Genomic DNA, 17,753 nt, shown 5'->3' on the forward strand with positions numbered 1-17,753 from the left:
TTATAGCATCATTTTTGCTTTCGTGAATACATGCTGTAATTCTTCCATTGATAAATTATCTTTTTCGAAAGACGCAAATAATTCTTTTAACTCCGTATAACGTTTTTGCTCCTCTAATGCAGCAATATCATATTCTAGTGGAACGTGCTTCACTGTTACATTCGCTTGTTCAAATAACTCTATGGCGTATGGATGATTTTTATAATCCTGCGCATAATAAACCGCTGTAATACCACTTTGAATAATTGCCTTACAACATTGTAAACAAGGGAAATGCGTAACGTAAATTTCTGCTTCCTCTGTTTTCGCACCAAACTTGGCACATTGTAATAAAGCATTCATTTCTGCATGAATTGTACGAACACAATGATTATCAATGACATAGCATCCATCATCGATACAATGTACCCCACCTTTAATTGAACCATTATAGCCGCCAGCAATAATCCGCTTGTCACGAACGATTGTTGCCCCTACTGCAAGTCTTGTACATGTACTACGTAAAGATAACAAATGACTTTGCGTCATAAAATATTGATCCCACGAAATTCGTTCCATATTTTTCACCTTCTTTTTTGTCTACTTGTAGTGTAGCGAATGAAGAAAAACTTCGTCAATCTTTTACGGAATAATAATTTGATCTTTTATTTTTTCCAAAGACTTCACACCAATCCCATCAATCTCTAATAAATCTTCTATTTTCTGAAACGGACCATGTTCCTCTCGATATTTCAAAATACTTTCCGCTTTTCGAGAGCCAATGCCTGTGATTTTTTCAAGTTGCTCTTTAGAAGCTGCATTTATTTGAACTTTCCCTTCCCCCTTTGAAGAGGTAGCCACATCTTGCACTTGCTCATTTTTATTGGGTACATAAAGAATCATTTGGTCTTGTACAATTTGTGCTAAATTCACCTTCTTTATATCTGCCTCGGGCAAAAAACCACCCGCCTTTTCAACGGCATCCTTGAACCGATCCCCTTCTTTCATTTCATACACCCCCTCTTTAACAACGGCCCCTTTCATATCAATTAGTATTTTTTTCTGTTCCTTTGCATCTAATATTTTCGGTTTACTTTTTTTCTCTACATCTTTCGCCTGAACATCCGTTGCAATGACCGATCGCTCTGTATGCTGGTTTGTTTTCCAGAAAAAAAGAAAAAGTACAGTTACAATAATAGCTACTAACCCCAACCATTTTTTCGGAAAATCCCACATCATTTTACACCTCTAATCATAAATTTATAACATCATTCATATTGTTTAGGAGAAAGCTGTTACGAAGGAGGGATGAAACATTGAACATAGGAATTATAGGGACAGGAAACATGGGGAATATACTAATCGATGCATTTTTAGAGACCCGTGCTGTCAAACCTTCGTGCCTTACAATCATTAATCGGACGCCTGCCAAAGCATATCATATAAAGGAAAAATACCCTTCTATTCATATAGCCAAAACAATCCCAGAAGTACTCGAACAATCACAACTTATTTTTATTTGCGTTAAACCGAAAGATATATACCCTATCCTACAAAAATATGCTGAATATTTTTCTGATGAAAAGTGCTTAGTTTCTATCACAAGTCCAATATCCCCATCACAATTAGAGACACTTGTACCTTGCCACGTCGCACGTATCATTCCGAGCATTACAAACCGCGCCCTATCTGGCGCATCATTATTTACATTTGGAAGTAAATGCTCTGAAGAGTGGCAACAAAAACTACTTCGGCTATTCAAAAAAATTTCTACTCCACTTGTAATAGAAGAAGATATAACGCGCGTTTCATCTGATATAGCAAGCTGCGGCCCTGCATTCTTTAGTTATTTATTACAATGTTTCATTAACGCTGCTGTAGATAAAACAAATATTACACATGAAGAAGCTACTACTTTAGTAAGTGAAATGGTCGTTGGAATGGGGAAATTACTTGAAAAAGAGATTTTCACATTACCTACCTTACAAGAAAAGGTATGTGTCAAAGGCGGCGTTACAGGAGAAGGTATTCTAGTTTTAGAAGAACATGTTGGAGATATGTTTCATAAATTAATCGAACGGACACACGAGAAGTTTGATGAAGATTTAAAATGCGTTGATCAGCAATTCAATAAACACACATAATAAATACGCCATCGCCATTCCAAATCCTTTTTATTAATACGTATCTTTTTTATGCTACATTTTCACTAAAACTAGCATTTTTGTACTTTACATGTATCATCTTTTTAATATTCTAGAAATAAAATCAAATCTTTTCTAAAAAAACAAAAGCAACCTTATCGGTTGCTTTTGTTTTATCCATTCTTCTTCGCCATAAAAAAGATGCGCTCTGTTTGTTCTGTCACTTCAATTCGTTCAAAGTCTCCTGTGACGCGAAGCACTGTAAATCCAGCCTCTTCAAGCCATTTCGTTAATTCTTCAACCGAATATGCTCGTTGCACGTGACATTCATCAAAACGATGATATACATCTTCTTCTGGATCTTGTACAAAGAATGTCAAATCATGTTCCACACTATTGGATTCTTCTCCAGGGAAACAGTTCCAAATAAGTGATATTTCCTCGCCATTCACTGTATATGTTTCATTTTGAAATACGTGATGTATTTTATATAAAGAGTGTACGTCGAATAAAAACAAGCCATCTTGACGTAAATGATGGAAGACTCTTCTAAACGTTTCTTGCACTCCACCTTCTTGCAATACATAGTTTAACGAATCACAAAAGATTGTTACACAATCAAATTCACCAGGAACATCAAGTTCTCTCATATCTTGTTGGTAAAAAGGAAGAAAATAACCTTCTCCTCCTAATTTCTGCTGTGCGACAGTTAACATTTCTTCTGAAAGATCGACACCAGTTAAATCATAACCTTTTCGCATAAGCGGTAGTGTTACGTTACCAGTTCCACATGCTACATCAAGAATTTTTGCCTCTTTCATGCCCGCATGCTGCAAACTTTCCTCTGTGAACTCTACCCATTTATCATACGGGACATCATTCATCAGTTCGTCATACAGTAATGCAAATTGTTCGTATTTCATTGATCTAACTCTTCAGTAATATCTTCACGTGGTACATCGCCCCATAGACGCTCTAAATTGTAGTGATCACGCTCATCTTTATGGAATACATGAGCAACCACATCACCAAGGTCTACTAATACCCAACGAGCCTCATCAAAACCTTCCATACGTTGTACATTAATTTCGAATTCATGCGCCTTCGCTTTAATTTCACGCGCAATTGCTTGCACCTGTTTATCAGAGTTTCCGTGACAAATAATGAAATAGTCTGCAATTGGTGAAATCCCTTGCATATTTAGTACAACCATATCTTCTGCTCTCTTATCATCAGCTGCTTTTGCTGCTAATACTAATAAATCTTTATCTTTCATTTAATAATTTCCTCCTTGATAACTGCATTGTATGTTTGGAATGTTAATGGATAAATCGTTTGATCTTTTTCCATTAAAAATTGAATTGTTCGCTTTAAAGCAAACAGTAACGCTTGATTTATATCTTTATATGCGAGTTTTCTCGCTTCTTCTACACCAGGAAACTTACGCCCCGGCTCAATGTAATCTGCTACATAAATCACTTTATCTAACATCGTCATTTTCTCATGACCACTTGTATGGTATGTAATAGCTTGCAAAATTTCAGGATCCGTAATGCCTACTTCTTTTTCTACTAAGTATGCCCCAACAGGTGCATGCCATAACTCTTTGTTATAGTGAAGTAGATCCTTCGGCAAACCTTCCCTCTTAATAATCTCTTCCATTTCTGAAATCGCTCTACATTTTGCATAATCATGAAAGATAGCAGCTGTTTCTGCCTTTTTCTCATCTACATCATATAAACGAGCCAGTTCAATCGCTGTTTCCATTACACCTATTGTGTGTACATAACGCTTTTCATGCATTTGTTGTTTAACAATATGAAGTGCTTCCTCACGATTCATACAACCCATTCCTCTCGATATATACCTGTACTTTTTCCGGAAGTAAATATTTGCACGTTTTCTTCTCCATATACCTCTCACGTAACAAAGAAGAAGAAACTGCAAACTCTGGAATTTCCACTTTTACAATATTATAAGGCGTATGCAATGTATAACCTGGTCTCGTAACTCCAACGAAAGTTACAAGTGTAAGTAACTTTTCAATGTTATACCACTTTGGCAAATACTCAACCATATCTCCACCAATAATAAAGTGGAACTGCACATCCGGATACTTTTCCGTTAATTGTAACATAGTGTCATACGTATAAGATGGGCCTTCTCTGTTTAGCTCTTCTAAACAAATTGAAAAGTATGCTTCTTCCTCAGTCGCAAGCTCTAACATCTTTAAACGACTTTCTACACTTGTAATATTCCGCCCTTGTTTATGTGGCGGAATTTGATTTGGCAGGAACCATACTTCTTCCAAGTCCAAAGCGTGATATACTTCATTTGCAATTAGCAAATGCCCATAATGAGGCGGATCAAATGTACCGCCAATGATGCCAATTTTTCTCAAAAGAAACGCCCCTTCCTTTTACATACAGCAACTCTCTTCCTATCAATTCGAAGAGAGTTCACTGTTAATAAAAGTTCAATTGGTTTCGCTCTCTACATCATTAAGCACTAGCAATAAAAGTACCGCATGCTAATCTTTTTATCGAGGAAGCTTAATTTGTTTATTTTCTCTTGATTCTTTATATAAAACAATTGTGCTTCCAATTACTTGAACGATTTCAGCACGTGCACCTTGTGCAAGTTCTTCTGCAACTTCACGACGATCGAATTCACAATTTTGTAGCACGCTCACTTTAAATAATTCACGAACCTCTAATGCTTCTCCAATTTGTTTCACCATATTTTCATTTACGCCGCCTTTTCCAACCTGAAAAATTGGTGTTAAATGATGTGCCTGTGCACGTAAAAATCTTTTTTGTTTTCCTGTTAACATATAATTAGCCTCCAAGCTTTCTCATTACTAATTGTTTCATTCTATCAATATTTGGCACGCGTCCTGTCCACATTTCAAATGCAAGTGCCCCTTGATAAACAAACATATCAATACCATTTTGAATGATTGCACCTTGCTCTTTTGCCTCACATAAAATTTTCGTTTCAAATGGATTATAAATTATATCTGATACAATTGTTCCTTCTTTTAACGAACAAATTTGTAATGGCGTATGTTCGACATGCGGATGCATACCTCTTGTTGTCGTCTGAATGATAATATCATAATTCCCTTGTTCTTCTGTCGCTTTTTCTAACGATAAAGCAACAGAATGAACATCAGCCGCACATGCAGCAATAAGTTCTTTCGCCTTATCGACTGTACGATTTGCTACATCAATTTCTTTCACACCTACATCAGCAAGAGAAAAATAAATAGCTCGGCTAGCACCACCAGCGCCAAGTAATAAAATACGTTTCTCTTGAAGTGGTTCACTACTAATTGACTGTAAGGCTCGGACAAAACCGATTCCATCTGTATTGTAGCCAATTAATTTTCCATCCTTATGAACCACTGTATTTACTGCACCAATTTGCCTTGCTAGTGGGTCAATCTCATCCAAATAATCCATAATAGCAACTTTGTGCGGAGTTGTTACATTAAATCCTGAAATACCTAACGCTTTTAAACCTCTTACTGCTTCCCCTAGCCCTTCTTCTACAAGAAACGCATGATAATGGGCATCCATATTCAAGTGTTCAAATGCATCGTTATGCATAACGGGCGATAATGAATGTCCAATTGGATTTCCGATTACACCATATAATTGTTTCATAAATCCCTCTCCATATTAAATTAAAGATTTACGCAATGAAACACTTACTCCTTTTGGTACGTGAGCAACAATTTTTGCTCCTGATTCGTTTACAGTAACCCATCCTAATCCAGAGAATACAACGTCCGTTTTCGGTTCACGAATATTAAACTCGTATTTCACCAGCTCAGGCATATTTTCTAATTCTTCTGGTGTTGGCGGGCTTAGTAAATCTCCGGCATGATTTTTATACAATTCATCTGCTTTCTCAAGCTTTGTACGATGAATTGTTAAACGATTTGAGAAGTGACAAGTAAACGCACGACGACCACCACTTACATAATCAAAGCGTGCCAATCCACTAAAGAATAATGTTTGTTCCTCATTTAATTGGAATACCATCGGCTTAATTTCTTTTGTTGGTGTAATAAGCTTTAAGCTTTCCTTTCCAACATAATGAGCCATTTGATGGTGGTTAATAATACCTGGCGTATCATATAAAGAAGATTCTTCGTCTAATGGAATATCAATTAAGTCAAGTGTTGTTCCTGGGAAATGAGATGTTGTAATTACATTTTCAGTCTCATCACTAAATTCTTTAATCATACGATTAATAAATGTAGATTTTCCTACATTCGTACATCCAACAACGTAAACATCTTTGCCGTCGCGATAATACTCAATAGCATCCGCTAATTCAGCAATCCCTTGTCCCTTCGCTGCACTAATTAAAAAGACATCCTCTGGCTTTAATCCTAACTGCTTTGCACTATAGCGCATCCAATGCTTTACTTTATCATGTTTTACTGACTTAGGAATTAAATCCGCCTTATTTCCTACAAGTAATACTTTATTATTTCCTACGAAACGATGTAAGCCAGGTAACCAGCTACCATTAAAATCAAAAATATCTACAATCTTGACTACTAATGCATCTGACCTTCCAATTCCATTTAGAATGCGTAGGAAGTCATCATCTGTTAGCGATACATCTTGAATTTCATTGTAATGTTTCAAGCGAAAACAGCGTTGACAAATCACTTGCTCTTTTTCTAAAGATGAGGCAGGCGCATACCCAACTTCATTTTTATTTTCTGTTTGAATTTCTACACCGCAACCAATACATTTAATTGTTTCAGTCAAACTTTATTCCTCCCAGTTAATTAAACCTTTTTTCTTCATATTTTTCATAATTCTTCGTTCAATTTTTCGATTAAAGCGAGTCACCAATCCATCAGTTTGCGCTACTGGCACAACTAAAATTGTATGAAGTCCTACACGATTTCCACCAAGCACATCTGTAAGCAACTGATCCCCAATTACTACAACTTCATCCGGCTGCAGGTGCATCTCTTGTATCGCACGCTTAAATGCACGAACAAATGGTTTACGTGCACTATGAATAAATGGAATATTTAATGGATCAGCAAAGTCTTTCACACGTTGCTCATTATTATTCGAAACGACCGTTACTTGAATGCCTTGCTCTTTCATTTTTAAAAACCACTCTTCAAGTTGCGGCGTTGCATTTGGACGATCCCATTCAATTAACGTGTTATCTAAATCAGTAATAACTCCTTTAATTCCACGTTTTTTCAAATCTTCTGGTTGAACATGATATACATTTTTCACATATTCATTTGGTAAAAATAATTTCAATTTCTTTCACCTCTTTGAGGATTTTTCATAAAATTTTTCGACAACATTTTTCGATATACAACCTGTGGATAAAATTGTACACACTTTCCACATTAATTTTTCAGTCAATTTGGAATTTACTAACAATCTATACACAATTTATCCACTGTGGTATGTGGATAACCACTTGTTTGTGACTGTCATATTTTTTTGGTACATTAAATGCAACAACGAATCAATCCTTATATTATTAGGAGGTGACTCACCTTGAAAACAAAACATATGGAACAGTTATCTACTGAGTTACTCACTGAGTCTTATTATAAAGCAAAAGAACTAAAATTAAATCCCGACTTCATTTTACTTATAAAACAAGAAATTATTAGACGCTCATTAGAGGACAAGCTTGCCAAATCTTCTTGAGTACATATAGATTACTAATAACCTGTAAAAAGAGCCATCCTACGATGGCTCTCGAATAAACAAGTACTCCCATCTAGGGGGATTTCATCATTAAGCATCTTTGTCCATAACTCTTATTTACGATTATAAAATCTTCTCTTTACTTGTGAGTTAATCGAGTAGCAATTTTTTCACCGAGACGAAGTTCTTGTCCGCTCTTCAAATTCTGCACTACTTCTATCATATCTTTTTCAAACAATAATACAACTGTTGAACCAAATGTAAAGTATGCCATTTCTTCACCTTTTTGAACAGTACTTCTTTCATGCAAAAGCTCAATACTATTAACAAACATAGCCCCTACTTTTACAAGTGCCATATGTTCGCCGTCACTATTCACTTCTGTAACAGAACGATAATTTTTTGACAGTGGTTCTTTACCGTATTCCATACCAGCTGCATTTACCGGATATGATTTTCTACCGAGTACAAATCTTTCAGTCACAGCCCCAGAAAGTGGACTATGAATGCGATGATAATGACTTGGACTCAAATAAATGACCATGTATGTACCGCCTGCATATCGCTTTGCACGTTCTTCATTACCTAGCATATCCACAATTGAATAACGCTTACCTTTAATATCAAATGTTTTTGTATCCTCAATAGGACCGTGGTCAGCAAAAACACCATCAACAGGGCTAACGATACTCGATGTATCTGTATCAATACTACGCTTTCCTTCTTTTAGCCTACGCGTAAATAAGTCATGCAATGTTCTATATTCCTTCAAACCCTTTTCCATCTCATCTTGATTAATTTGAAAAACTTTCGCATATGATGGAATTATGATGGAGCTCAAACGAGATTGTGCAAATTTACGTAATATATAAGAAGTAAAGCGACCATTTGTAAGTTCTATCATAAGTCGATATAATGTACGTCGCAAATTGCGAAACCTCCTAACCAGTCTATAACTTTAGTTTTCCCTTATTTTCTTTCTATATCATATGTAAAACTGGTTCTTATTCCCACATATCATATAGAACTGTTCATTATGCAAATCGAAAACTAAGTTAAGTATGGTATTATTCTTAAATTGTTTAGCACCCTCTAATATTACAGATAGAATCCGTCATTTTCAACAGTGAACATGTATTTCTTCTTAATACAACTCGTTTTCTTTCCTTATTTACAAAAAGAAAAGCAGCCCATTTTAAAATTTGGCTGCTTGCAATGCACATTATTCTTTCGCTTTTTTCTCTTTCTCTGCTCTTACAAATTCATGGAACATTTTCATTAACGCACGCTTTTCAATTCTTGATACGTAGCTCCTTGAAATACCAAGTGCCTTCGCAATCTCCCGCTGCGTTTTCTCCTTATCAAGCCCAAGTCCAAAGCGCTTTACGATAACTTCTTTCTCTCGTTCGTCTAAAATATCGATATACTCTTTAATCTTTTCTAACTCCATACTAAGCTGAATCATATCAATTACATCTTCAGACTCAGATTTTAATATATCAATAAGCGATATTTCATTCCCCTCTTTATCTTGCCCGATCGGATCATGAAGTGAAACGTCTTTTTTCGTTTTCTTTAGTACACGTAAATGCATCAAAATTTCGTTTTCAATACAGCGTGCTGCATACGTCGCAAGCTTTGTTCCTTTCCCTGCTGAATAACTCTCAATTGCTTTAATGAGCCCAATTGTACCAATTGAAATTAAATCTTCTGCATCTTCTCCTGTGTTTTCAAATTTTTTAACGATATGAGCTACAAGCCGTAAATTATGTTCAATTAAAAGATTTCTCGCTTGAGCATCACCTTGCTCCATTAACTCTAAGTACTTTCTCTCATCATCTGATGATAACGGCTGCGGGAACGCATTATTCTTCACATAAGAAACAAAGACAAACACTTCTCGAACCATATATCCAATTGCGGCGAATAGACTCAAACCTTTCACCTCCGCCAAAATAGTGGTCTTTATTATGTGTATGTGGGCGTGAGGTTGTTTGTGTCTGTACGATATCATTCCAATATGTTTTTACACATAATATTTGTCTCAAAAAGCTTTGCTACATATACTTAAACAAAAGATTGGAGAGTGGAATATGAAACATTTCATTACCCTCTTGTTCATAAGTAGCTTGTAAGAGATGAACTCCTTGTACGCTCTTGCAAGCTACTTGTACTACAAGGAGTGATTATACAAATATGAAATTTGAAAGAACACGTGCTTATACAAGGCACCAACGTCAGCGTACGATGCGCCGAAAGATGATTATCGTAAAACATGCATGAGGACATACACCTAAAACAGCTGGTATTTTTGCAAAAAGAAAAATTCACTGTTCCTGTGGAATGTGCACAACAAAGTGGAGAACAGAAGGACCACCTGCTAGTGTACAAAAGTGGTTATACAAAATCGATATATACGAAGAATAAATCGTTATTTCTAAAAAAAGGTCTTCTCTCGAAGACCTTTTCCTTATTCACTCCAAATTTTCTCCCCAGTATGCGCATCAATATAACGAATTTCTCGACTACAATCGAAGGATTCTTTATGATTTTCATCCGTTGTTTGTTTATACAATAGTACGTAGTTCGTTTCCTCTACATCATTTTCTAAAAACCATTCTAAATTCACTCGCATGGCCCCTCTGTATATTTCTAGCGCTTTTTCTTTTGTTATTTTTATTGTTGTTTCATATGTAAGTAATTCTTTTATAAAGTTGCTAGACTCTCCGGAGTAGTGCATCACAGCACCATTTTCTGCATTGATATTGACCCTAAATTGGTTATACTCTGCTGGAATACCATTCACATATACGGAAAAGGTAAACCTTTCAATCCCATCTTCTGCTTCTTCACGTTCTTCCCAAAGTCGTAGATATTGTGTGACATCTGGAATAACTTGTTCCAAAAATTGAAGTGCTTTTTGTATGCATTCCTCTCTAGACAGTATTTGCTTTACTTCATTATCGTCTGTCAGTTTTATAAAACCAGTTAATTCATTGGTAGATTTATCAATCATAACGCCAACAAAATTATTATATTTTAACATCGGTAAATGCTTTTTAAAAAATTCATTCATTAAATATGGATTCTTTTCTTCTTTCTGTTTCTGTAATTCCTCTTTCGGAACAAATTTCATCCTTATTTCATAATCATTTTCCTTCTCAGCTACTTTTGTAAAATTTTCTTTATCCCAATCAAACAAATCGAATATATCCTCTTGTCGAATACCTTTTTTCGGGTTTTCAACAGCTACAGTTAGAGGCAATTTATAATGATCTGTTCCAAACAAATCTTTACCTGTACTTGCATCAATAAACGCATGACTAGGTTCTGGTTCATATACAAGATGATACCCTTTTACTTCCTCACCATTTTCATATTTACATGAAGAATGTGTTAAATCTACAAATACAAGTCTCATATCTTGTCTAGCTTTCAGATTTTCTAAAACGACGTTCTCCTCAACAATTTCACTTGGCCATAACGGTTTTTTCTCAATAGCTTTTTGTCCATTATAACGAAAATGTACAACATTGCCTGAAGGATGAACTCGCACAACACACCCTGCATTCGGTAATGGGTAGCCATTCACTTCTTGCATATAATTTACTTCTTTCCACCCACGCCTGTCATCCTTAACCGTTATATATGTATAAAACTCATATCCTTCTTTTGTATATTTTTTTAAGAATGCATTTGCAATCTCTCTTGCTTTATTCTCATCTATCGCTTCCTTACCACTCGAAAAATAAATTTCATCATCTATACTAAATTCAATTAAATTACCAGTATGTCTATTCAACGTAATTTGTATCGTTCTCTCCTCATCCTCTTTATGCTCCCACCATACTAGATGATATGGGTCATCCACACCTTCTTGATCATCTACAACAAGCCTATATTCATCTGGAATGTCAATCATATGAGCCACTTGCTCTTTTCTTTCTTTATCTTTTTGATTCATCATACCTCTCCTTGCGTTACAATTTAAGGTAATTATAACAAACAAATCCAAAACTTATTAATAAAAAAAGACTAGAGAAATCTCTAGTCTTTTACTTCGTTTCACGATGTAACGTTACTCGCTTTAATCGTGGACAATATTTTTTTAGTTCGATGCGCTCGGGATTGTTTCGTTTATTTTTTTTAGAAATGTAATTACGATCACCGCACTCCGTACAAGCTAATGTAATATTTACACGCATATGTAATTCTCCTCTCTTTCAAAGATTGCAACTAAAACGTAATGATTACGATTTATATATTATATAACTTCATTCTATTTGTCAATTACACAACAAAAGGATTCTAAATAGAACCCTTTTGTTTTTAGTAATCTATCATTTTGATGAAAACGATTCGTATGTAACGAACTCGCTAATTGGCTTTCGATATCCTCTAGGACGAATTTTAGTAGTATCACTTTTCCCTATCGTAACCATTAAAACAGGTACTATATGCCCTGGCATATTCAACTCATTTTGTACTGCTTTTTCATCAAAACCAATCATTGGACACGTATCATAGCCGTAATATTTAGCAGCGTACATAAAAGTCATTGCGCTTAACGAAGCATTTCTAATCGCTTCCTCTTCCATGAACCGCTCTCCTTTTCTTTCATATAACCCTTTCGTTTGCCTAATTGTATCTTCATATTCACATTCATCAATCATTTTTAAAACCTTCATACCAAAATAAATATTTTCAACATTTTGATACGCTCTCTTATCACCACAAACAAGCACTACAGCAGATGCACTCGCTACTTTATATTGTCCGAAAGCTAATTCTTTTAATTTTTCTTTTCGCTCTTGATCACGAATTACGACATAATGTGCATGTTGCAAATTATAACAAGAGGGGGAAAGCTTTGTTAACTCAAATATTTTTTTAAAATCCTCATCAGGGATTTCTATGCCTTGTATAAATTTCATTGCGGAACGCCTAGCAGTTGCCAATTCTTCAAAGTTCACCATATATCCTCCTTAATAACTATAAATTTAAATATACATTAATTTATACAAATGAATAAATCAAATTAAAACACTTTAAATTACAGATAATAATTATGATTTACAAAAAAAAGACAAAAAGCTGAAACAATTAGTTCATACGAAATTCACATGAATCTATTACTATAGAAGTTGTACATAGTGAATTTATTAACAATCACGTTTACTCATATAGAATCTCACTCGAAAGGAGTTGAAAGTATGAAAACTAAATATCGTTTTATGATCTCATCATTTGCTGCTTGTGCTTATATGATTTGGTATTTAGTATAAATAACAACCTCACTTGTAAATAGGAAAAGGTGTGTATATAAATGGAATATAATCAATCAACAGTTAACTACTGGAAAGCTTTTGTATTACCGTATACATTTGCTTTAGAAGAGTTAAAAACAAAATTTGAAATTATGAACCGGGAAGCTCAATTTTTAGAGGATTACAACCCGTTTGAACATATAAAAACTAGACTAAAACAACCTGAAAGTATTATAAAAAAGCTAGAGCGAAAAAACTTATTGCCAACAATTGAAAATGCTCAAACAAATTTGCAAGATATCATTGGTATTCGTATTACATGTTGCTTCGTAGAAGACATCTATCATTTAAAAGAAGTAATTCAAAAGCGTGAGGATATGGAAGTCATAGAAGTAAAAGATTATATCGCTAACCCAAAAGGAAACGGATATAAAAGTTTACACATGATTATTAAGTATCCCTTATCACTAAATTCTGGTACAAAAGATGTATTTGCAGAAATTCAATTACGTACACTTGCAATGGACTTTTGGGCAAGTTTAGAACATAAACTTTATTATAAATATGAAGGAAATATACCTGAATATTTAAAAGATGAACTACATGATGCAGCAATGAAAGCTGAAGATCTTGATAATAAAATGGCAACAATTCGTCAAGATATTGATGACATTGAAGCATGCTCAAATCAAATTCTGTTACCACTATAAAAAAGGTTCTCTTCAAGGAGAACCTTTTTTATTTCTTCTCTATCGTGCGGACCTCTTCGATCTTCCAGGTCTCATCTTCTTTTCCAAGCGCATACTGTACTTTCTTTTGAATAGCAATTTCCCCATCTAATTCTTTTTCCTTTGTTTCAACAATAATATACCCTGCTTTACTAGCTTTCATATCTATATGTTCCAATTCAATTTTTTTATTTCCCTTTTGAAAAGCTGCTTCTTTTTGTGTTTTTAAGTCTTCGGCACTAGGTAGCTTCTTTGAAAATAACTCCATATGTTCAGCAAATTTTCGTTCATTCGTCGTCCGTACAAATGCCTCAATAACATCTTGAATAGACTGTTCTTCCTCTTTCGTTATCTGTACTTTTTCTTCAGTTTTTTTCGTAGTAGATTTTTGTTCTATATTATTCTCTTGAGGTTGACATCCAACTAGCAATAATACAAAGAATAGAAGAAAACTTAAATTCCGTAAAAAAAATCTCATCTGTCCATCTCCTAAAAAGAAAAGTGAGGCATTTTGCCTCACTTTCGTTCATAATTAGCGTCTTCCTTTATTCGGGTCGCCACCACCAACAATATCAAAGACACGTTTCGCTATATTTGTATTCTCTTGAACACCGGAGAATAAGTATTTACCTGGTCCAAATGCATATACGTTTACATCTTCACCTGTATGTCCACCTGTTGTCCACCCTGTAACCGAACGCTTATTGAAGATATCTTCAATCGCATTATCAATCTTCGTTACATCTTTTGATGGAGCTATATCATTTACAGCTTTAATTTCTTCTGGTGTTAATTGTAAATCGATATATTTTTTCAATGTTTCTTCTACATTTGCACCTTTTGCAATCTCATTTGCCATAAAGTCTGGTGTACGTTTTGCAGCTTTAATTGGATCTACTTTAAAGTTGTACTCACCATTCGCACCTAGAGATAATCCACCTGTAGCGTGGTCTGCGGTTGCAACGACTAACGTATTTTTATCTTTTTTCGCAAACTCAATCGCTGCTTTAAATGCTTTTTCAAAGTCCTCCATTTCACTCATTGCACCGACAATATCATTATCATGCCCAGCCCAGTCGATTTGACTTCCTTCAACCATTAAGAAGAAACCATCTTTGTTTTTGTTTAAACGTTCAATTGCTGCATTCGTCATTTCTTCTAGTGAAGGTGTTTTCTCATTGCGATCAATCATTTTATCTAAACCGCCTGGTGCAAATAAACCAAGGATTTGATCATTTTTATCATTTAACAATTGATCTCGATCTGTTACGTAGCTATAACCAGATTTCTTAAACTCTTCTGTAAGATTACGATCTTTTCTAACAAAGTTCTTTACACCGCCGCCAAGCATAACATCAACTTTATGCTTCCCTTTAATTTTTTCATCAAAATAATCATTTGCAATTGCGTCCATATTTTTACGGCTAATATCATGAGCACCGAAAGCAGCTGGTGTCGCATGTGTAATTTCAGAAGTCGCAACAAGTCCCGTTGATTTCCCTTTTTCTTTCGCTTGTTCAAGAACAGTTTTCACTTCTGCTTTATCATTATCAACCGCAATTGCCGCATTATATGTTTTAATCCCTGCTGACATAGCTGTTGCCGCTGATGCAGAGTCTGTAATATTTTCATGTTCATCTTCCGGATATGTTTTTTGTGTTCCTACAAGATGCTTATCAAATTCTGTAGATTCCATCTCGAATGTTTTTGGATTATCCTTCATATAACGATGAGCCGTCATATATGAAGGACCCATGCCATCTCCAATTAACACAATAACATTTTTAATCTTTGCATTGTTTCCGCTCTCATCTGCATTAACTTCACTAGAACGTGTAAAATTCCATGTTGCTACCGAAGTAACTGCTAACGACGCCACAACTGCAAATGGCCATGCTTTTTTTACAAACTTTTTCACTGTCTTGTCCCCCTAATTAGGTTATTCATTTCCCACTATCAAATTTAATAGAAGACTGTTAAGGGAAAATTAGTTATATGTAAATTTTTTGTTAACTTATGTAAATATCAGTTATAATTTGTATAAGTTTGTCTTTTCATATCAAGCATCGTTCCCTTTACAATCTAAATATAAACAAGTTGGATTTCCTTTAACGTAAACCTCTTATTTTACATTTCGAATCTATTTTTATGAAAACAAATAGAAATGTGGTGTACTTTTATGAAAATAGTAAAGCTAAATGAATCTTTCATTTTTGAATTACTCAATCTTTGCAAATCTGTTGGATGGTTACAAGATGAAATCTTTATGAAAAAACAATTCAAAATGTACCTCTCTATTGGCACACTTGTAGGTTATATTCATGAAAATAAACTCATTGCAACTGGAGGTGTATTTCCCTTTACAAGTAGCTTTTCTTCCATTGGCATGTTAATCGTTCATCCTCATTTTCAAGGACGAGGAATTGGACGTATGTTACTAGATAGCTGTTTGAAACACGCTCACTCAAAACAACCAATTGCACTTATTGCAACAAAAGCTGGCGAGCCCTTATACACATCATGCGGATTTCAAACAGTAACGACGATACATCGTTTTGAAAAACAAACTACTAAGACGAATACCGTTCAAACACAACAAGTGAAAGAAAAAGACCTTATCTCTATTACCTCTCTCGATGAAATTGTAACTGGTGCCAATCGCTCTCTACTCTACTCATTATTATTACCAAGAGCTGTACACTCTTTTAAAATTGAGAGAAATAACTGTATAGAAGCTTTTTCCTTCTGTATACAGAAAGGGAATATTTTATGTATCAATCCACTTATCGCAAAACAAGAGGAAGATGCTATTCGATTATTAAAAAAGATTTGTGAGTGTTGGCATGGTATCGTACGAATTGATGTCCCGCATTCACAATTTACATTTCGTAACTTTCTTCAAACAGACAATTTCCAAGAAACGCTCCTTTCACCTCTTATGATAAAAAATGGTAGCCAACTTCCTGGAAATCGTAATATGCTATTTGCTGTGATAGATACAGCATTATGTTAGAAAGGAGACAACTAATTGAAGCAGTTTAGCTATTTTATGGTAGGTTGTCTTACTCTTACACTATTAGTAGGATGTAGTGCAGCAGAAAAGCCAGTAGAACAAGTAAAACAAGTTAAAAATACAATTACAGCAAAACTAGCTGCCGAGGAAAAAATGGTAGAAATAGACGGTCAAACGATTTACTTTAAAAAAATCGGTAATGAAAAACCACCTTTACTTATGATCCATGGATTTGGAGGATCATCAGATGGTTTCCAAAAGATTTATTCCGATTTAGCAAAAGATCATACGATTATTTCTGTAGATGCTTTAGGATTCGGGCGTTCATCTAAGCCGATGGATTTTTATTATTCTTTCCCAACTCATGCAAATTTGTATTATAAGTTAATGAAAAAACTAGGGTATGATTCATTCGCAATATTAGGGCATTCGATGGGTGGAGAAATTTCTCTTAATTTAACATATTTATACCCTGAAGCGGTTACCCACCTTATTTTAACTGACGCTACAGGTGGCCCTCATACATTCGTTCATAAACAAGGATCACCAAAGCCACAGTTGTCGACTGATTTAAGTGCCGTTTCTTCAATTGCAGATTATGATGAGAGCAAAGTGAAATTCAAGCGTAATGATGAAGAGCATTATAATAAAATGAAGTTATGGCCTAGACGACTTAAAATCAATGCAAATGAAATGAAACAACCAACTTTAATTATCTGGGGAAGAAATGATAGTAGCGTTTCTTGGAAAGAAGGAGAAACGTATCACCAATTCTTAACAAACAGCACTTTACATATTATTGAAAAAGGTTATCACGCACCATTTCGCCAAGAACCACAAGAATTTGTAGGGTATGTAAAAGACTTCTTTAACAATAATCCGATCCAATTTGAAAAATAACATAAACGGGTATC

General features: G+C 34.8%; 22 protein-coding genes and 1 pseudogene. 6 read left to right on the forward strand and 17 right to left on the reverse strand.

Annotated elements, in window-relative coordinates; genetic code table 11:
- Together JDS98_RS15905 and JDS98_RS15910 are read right to left on the reverse strand one after the other, a co-directional pair.
- Complete coding sequence (locus tag JDS98_RS15905; protein WP_000439772.1) at positions 1–558, reverse strand: ComE operon protein 2; 558 nt, start codon at positions 556–558, stop codon at positions 1–3.
- 63 nt (positions 559–621) lie between these two features.
- Positions 622–1,218 (reverse strand): helix-hairpin-helix domain-containing protein, encoded by a 597-nt coding sequence (locus JDS98_RS15910; protein ID WP_000989943.1) that lies wholly within the window; start codon positions 1,216–1,218, stop codon positions 622–624.
- Between the two features lie 77 nt (positions 1,219–1,295).
- Here JDS98_RS15910 and comER point away from each other — a divergent pair, with 77 nt between their 5' ends.
- Entirely contained in the window at positions 1,296–2,123 is an 828-nt protein-coding gene (comER, locus tag JDS98_RS15915) for a late competence protein ComER (protein ID WP_001020545.1), read from the forward strand.
- 173 nt (positions 2,124–2,296) lie between these two features.
- Here comER and JDS98_RS15920 read toward each other — a convergent pair whose 3' ends face one another.
- From JDS98_RS15920 to JDS98_RS15955, 8 genes are all read right to left on the reverse strand, one after another.
- On the reverse strand, positions 2,297–3,046 hold the full coding sequence (locus JDS98_RS15920) for a class I SAM-dependent methyltransferase (protein ID WP_097958101.1): 750 nt from the start codon (positions 3,044–3,046) through the stop codon (positions 2,297–2,299).
- Positions 3,043–3,399, reverse strand: a complete 357-nt coding sequence (gene rsfS / locus JDS98_RS15925) for a ribosome silencing factor (RefSeq protein WP_000653199.1) — start codon at positions 3,397–3,399, stop codon at positions 3,043–3,045. The genes JDS98_RS15920 and rsfS overlap by 4 nt, the downstream gene beginning before the upstream one ends.
- Positions 3,396–3,965, reverse strand: coding sequence for a bis(5'-nucleosyl)-tetraphosphatase (symmetrical) YqeK (gene yqeK / locus JDS98_RS15930; RefSeq protein ID WP_001078252.1), 570 nt, complete (start codon positions 3,963–3,965; stop codon positions 3,396–3,398). Before yqeK ends, rsfS begins: the two co-directional genes overlap by 4 nt.
- The gene (locus JDS98_RS15935; RefSeq protein ID WP_001226034.1) at positions 3,955–4,524 is read right to left on the reverse strand and encodes a nicotinate-nucleotide adenylyltransferase; all 570 of its coding nucleotides are present in this window, start codon (positions 4,522–4,524) and stop codon (positions 3,955–3,957) included. The genes yqeK and JDS98_RS15935 overlap by 11 nt, the downstream gene beginning before the upstream one ends.
- A 138-nt stretch (positions 4,525–4,662) precedes the next feature.
- Positions 4,663–4,956 carry a ribosome assembly RNA-binding protein YhbY gene (yhbY, locus tag JDS98_RS15940; RefSeq protein ID WP_000955228.1) on the reverse strand — a complete coding sequence of 98 codons (294 nt, stop codon included), beginning with the start codon at positions 4,954–4,956 and terminating at the stop codon, positions 4,663–4,665.
- Positions 4,957–4,960: 4 nt separating this feature from the next.
- Positions 4,961–5,791: a shikimate dehydrogenase gene (gene aroE / locus JDS98_RS15945; RefSeq protein ID WP_000812081.1), complete on the reverse strand. Its 831-nt coding sequence runs from the start codon at positions 5,789–5,791 to the stop codon at positions 4,961–4,963.
- A 15-nt stretch (positions 5,792–5,806) separates the two neighbouring features.
- Positions 5,807–6,913 carry a ribosome biogenesis GTPase YqeH gene (yqeH, locus tag JDS98_RS15950; RefSeq protein WP_000140803.1) on the reverse strand — a complete coding sequence of 369 codons (1,107 nt, stop codon included), beginning with the start codon at positions 6,911–6,913 and terminating at the stop codon, positions 5,807–5,809.
- A gap of 3 nt (positions 6,914–6,916) precedes the next feature.
- Positions 6,917–7,429: a YqeG family HAD IIIA-type phosphatase gene (locus JDS98_RS15955; RefSeq protein WP_000765312.1), complete on the reverse strand. Its 513-nt coding sequence runs from the start codon at positions 7,427–7,429 to the stop codon at positions 6,917–6,919.
- A 246-nt stretch (positions 7,430–7,675) separates the two neighbouring features.
- Here JDS98_RS15955 and sda point away from each other — a divergent pair, with 246 nt between their 5' ends.
- Positions 7,676–7,831 carry a sporulation histidine kinase inhibitor Sda gene (gene sda, locus JDS98_RS15960; RefSeq protein ID WP_000850093.1) on the forward strand — a complete coding sequence of 52 codons (156 nt, stop codon included), beginning with the start codon at positions 7,676–7,678 and terminating at the stop codon, positions 7,829–7,831.
- A 139-nt stretch (positions 7,832–7,970) separates the two neighbouring features.
- On the opposite strand, the gene JDS98_RS15965 is transcribed toward sda, so the two are convergent.
- Positions 7,971–8,759 carry a phosphatidylserine decarboxylase gene (locus JDS98_RS15965; protein WP_001254986.1) on the reverse strand — a complete coding sequence of 263 codons (789 nt, stop codon included), beginning with the start codon at positions 8,757–8,759 and terminating at the stop codon, positions 7,971–7,973.
- 294 nt (positions 8,760–9,053) lie between these two features.
- Positions 9,054–9,767 (reverse strand): RNA polymerase sporulation sigma factor SigK, encoded by a 714-nt coding sequence (gene sigK / locus JDS98_RS15970; RefSeq protein ID WP_000051382.1) that lies wholly within the window; start codon positions 9,765–9,767, stop codon positions 9,054–9,056.
- A gap of 260 nt (positions 9,768–10,027) precedes the next feature.
- Here sigK and JDS98_RS30275 point away from each other — a divergent pair.
- Positions 10,028–10,258: pseudogene (locus tag JDS98_RS30275) on the forward strand (hypothetical protein).
- A gap of 43 nt (positions 10,259–10,301) precedes the next feature.
- Here JDS98_RS30275 and JDS98_RS15980 read toward each other — a convergent pair.
- The 3 genes from JDS98_RS15980 to JDS98_RS15990 form a co-directional block, all read right to left on the reverse strand.
- Positions 10,302–11,798, reverse strand: a complete 1,497-nt coding sequence (locus JDS98_RS15980) for a YcdB/YcdC domain-containing protein (protein WP_141523487.1) — start codon at positions 11,796–11,798, stop codon at positions 10,302–10,304.
- Positions 11,799–11,886: 88 nt separating this feature from the next.
- Positions 11,887–12,036, reverse strand: a complete 150-nt coding sequence (gene rpmG, locus JDS98_RS15985; RefSeq protein WP_001265617.1) for a 50S ribosomal protein L33 — start codon at positions 12,034–12,036, stop codon at positions 11,887–11,889.
- Between the two features lie 135 nt (positions 12,037–12,171).
- Positions 12,172–12,807 (reverse strand): nitroreductase family protein, encoded by a 636-nt coding sequence (locus tag JDS98_RS15990; protein WP_141402749.1) that lies wholly within the window; start codon positions 12,805–12,807, stop codon positions 12,172–12,174.
- 350 nt (positions 12,808–13,157) lie between these two features.
- Between JDS98_RS15990 and JDS98_RS15995 the strand changes: the two genes are divergently transcribed.
- Complete coding sequence (locus JDS98_RS15995; protein WP_000456209.1) at positions 13,158–13,808, forward strand: GTP pyrophosphokinase; 651 nt, start codon at positions 13,158–13,160, stop codon at positions 13,806–13,808.
- A 28-nt stretch (positions 13,809–13,836) separates the two neighbouring features.
- Here JDS98_RS15995 and JDS98_RS16000 read toward each other — a convergent pair whose 3' ends face one another.
- Positions 13,837–14,304, reverse strand: a complete 468-nt coding sequence (locus tag JDS98_RS16000; RefSeq protein WP_001210412.1) for a hypothetical protein — start codon at positions 14,302–14,304, stop codon at positions 13,837–13,839.
- Positions 14,305–14,358: 54 nt separating this feature from the next.
- On the reverse strand, positions 14,359–15,744 hold the full coding sequence (locus JDS98_RS16005) for an alkaline phosphatase (RefSeq protein ID WP_000714919.1): 1,386 nt from the start codon (positions 15,742–15,744) through the stop codon (positions 14,359–14,361).
- A 261-nt stretch (positions 15,745–16,005) separates the two neighbouring features.
- Between JDS98_RS16005 and JDS98_RS16010 the strand changes: the two genes are divergently transcribed.
- Positions 16,006–16,839, forward strand: coding sequence for a GNAT family N-acetyltransferase (locus JDS98_RS16010; RefSeq protein WP_000706706.1), 834 nt, complete (start codon positions 16,006–16,008; stop codon positions 16,837–16,839).
- 15 nt (positions 16,840–16,854) lie between these two features.
- Positions 16,855–17,739, forward strand: coding sequence for an alpha/beta fold hydrolase (locus JDS98_RS16015; RefSeq protein WP_199634030.1), 885 nt, complete (start codon positions 16,855–16,857; stop codon positions 17,737–17,739).
- Positions 17,740–17,753: the final 14 nt, after the last annotated feature.

This window comes from Bacillus cereus group sp. N11 (genome assembly GCF_016483605.1).
GTDB lineage: Bacteria > Bacillota > Bacilli > Bacillales > Bacillaceae_G > Bacillus_A > Bacillus_A toyonensis.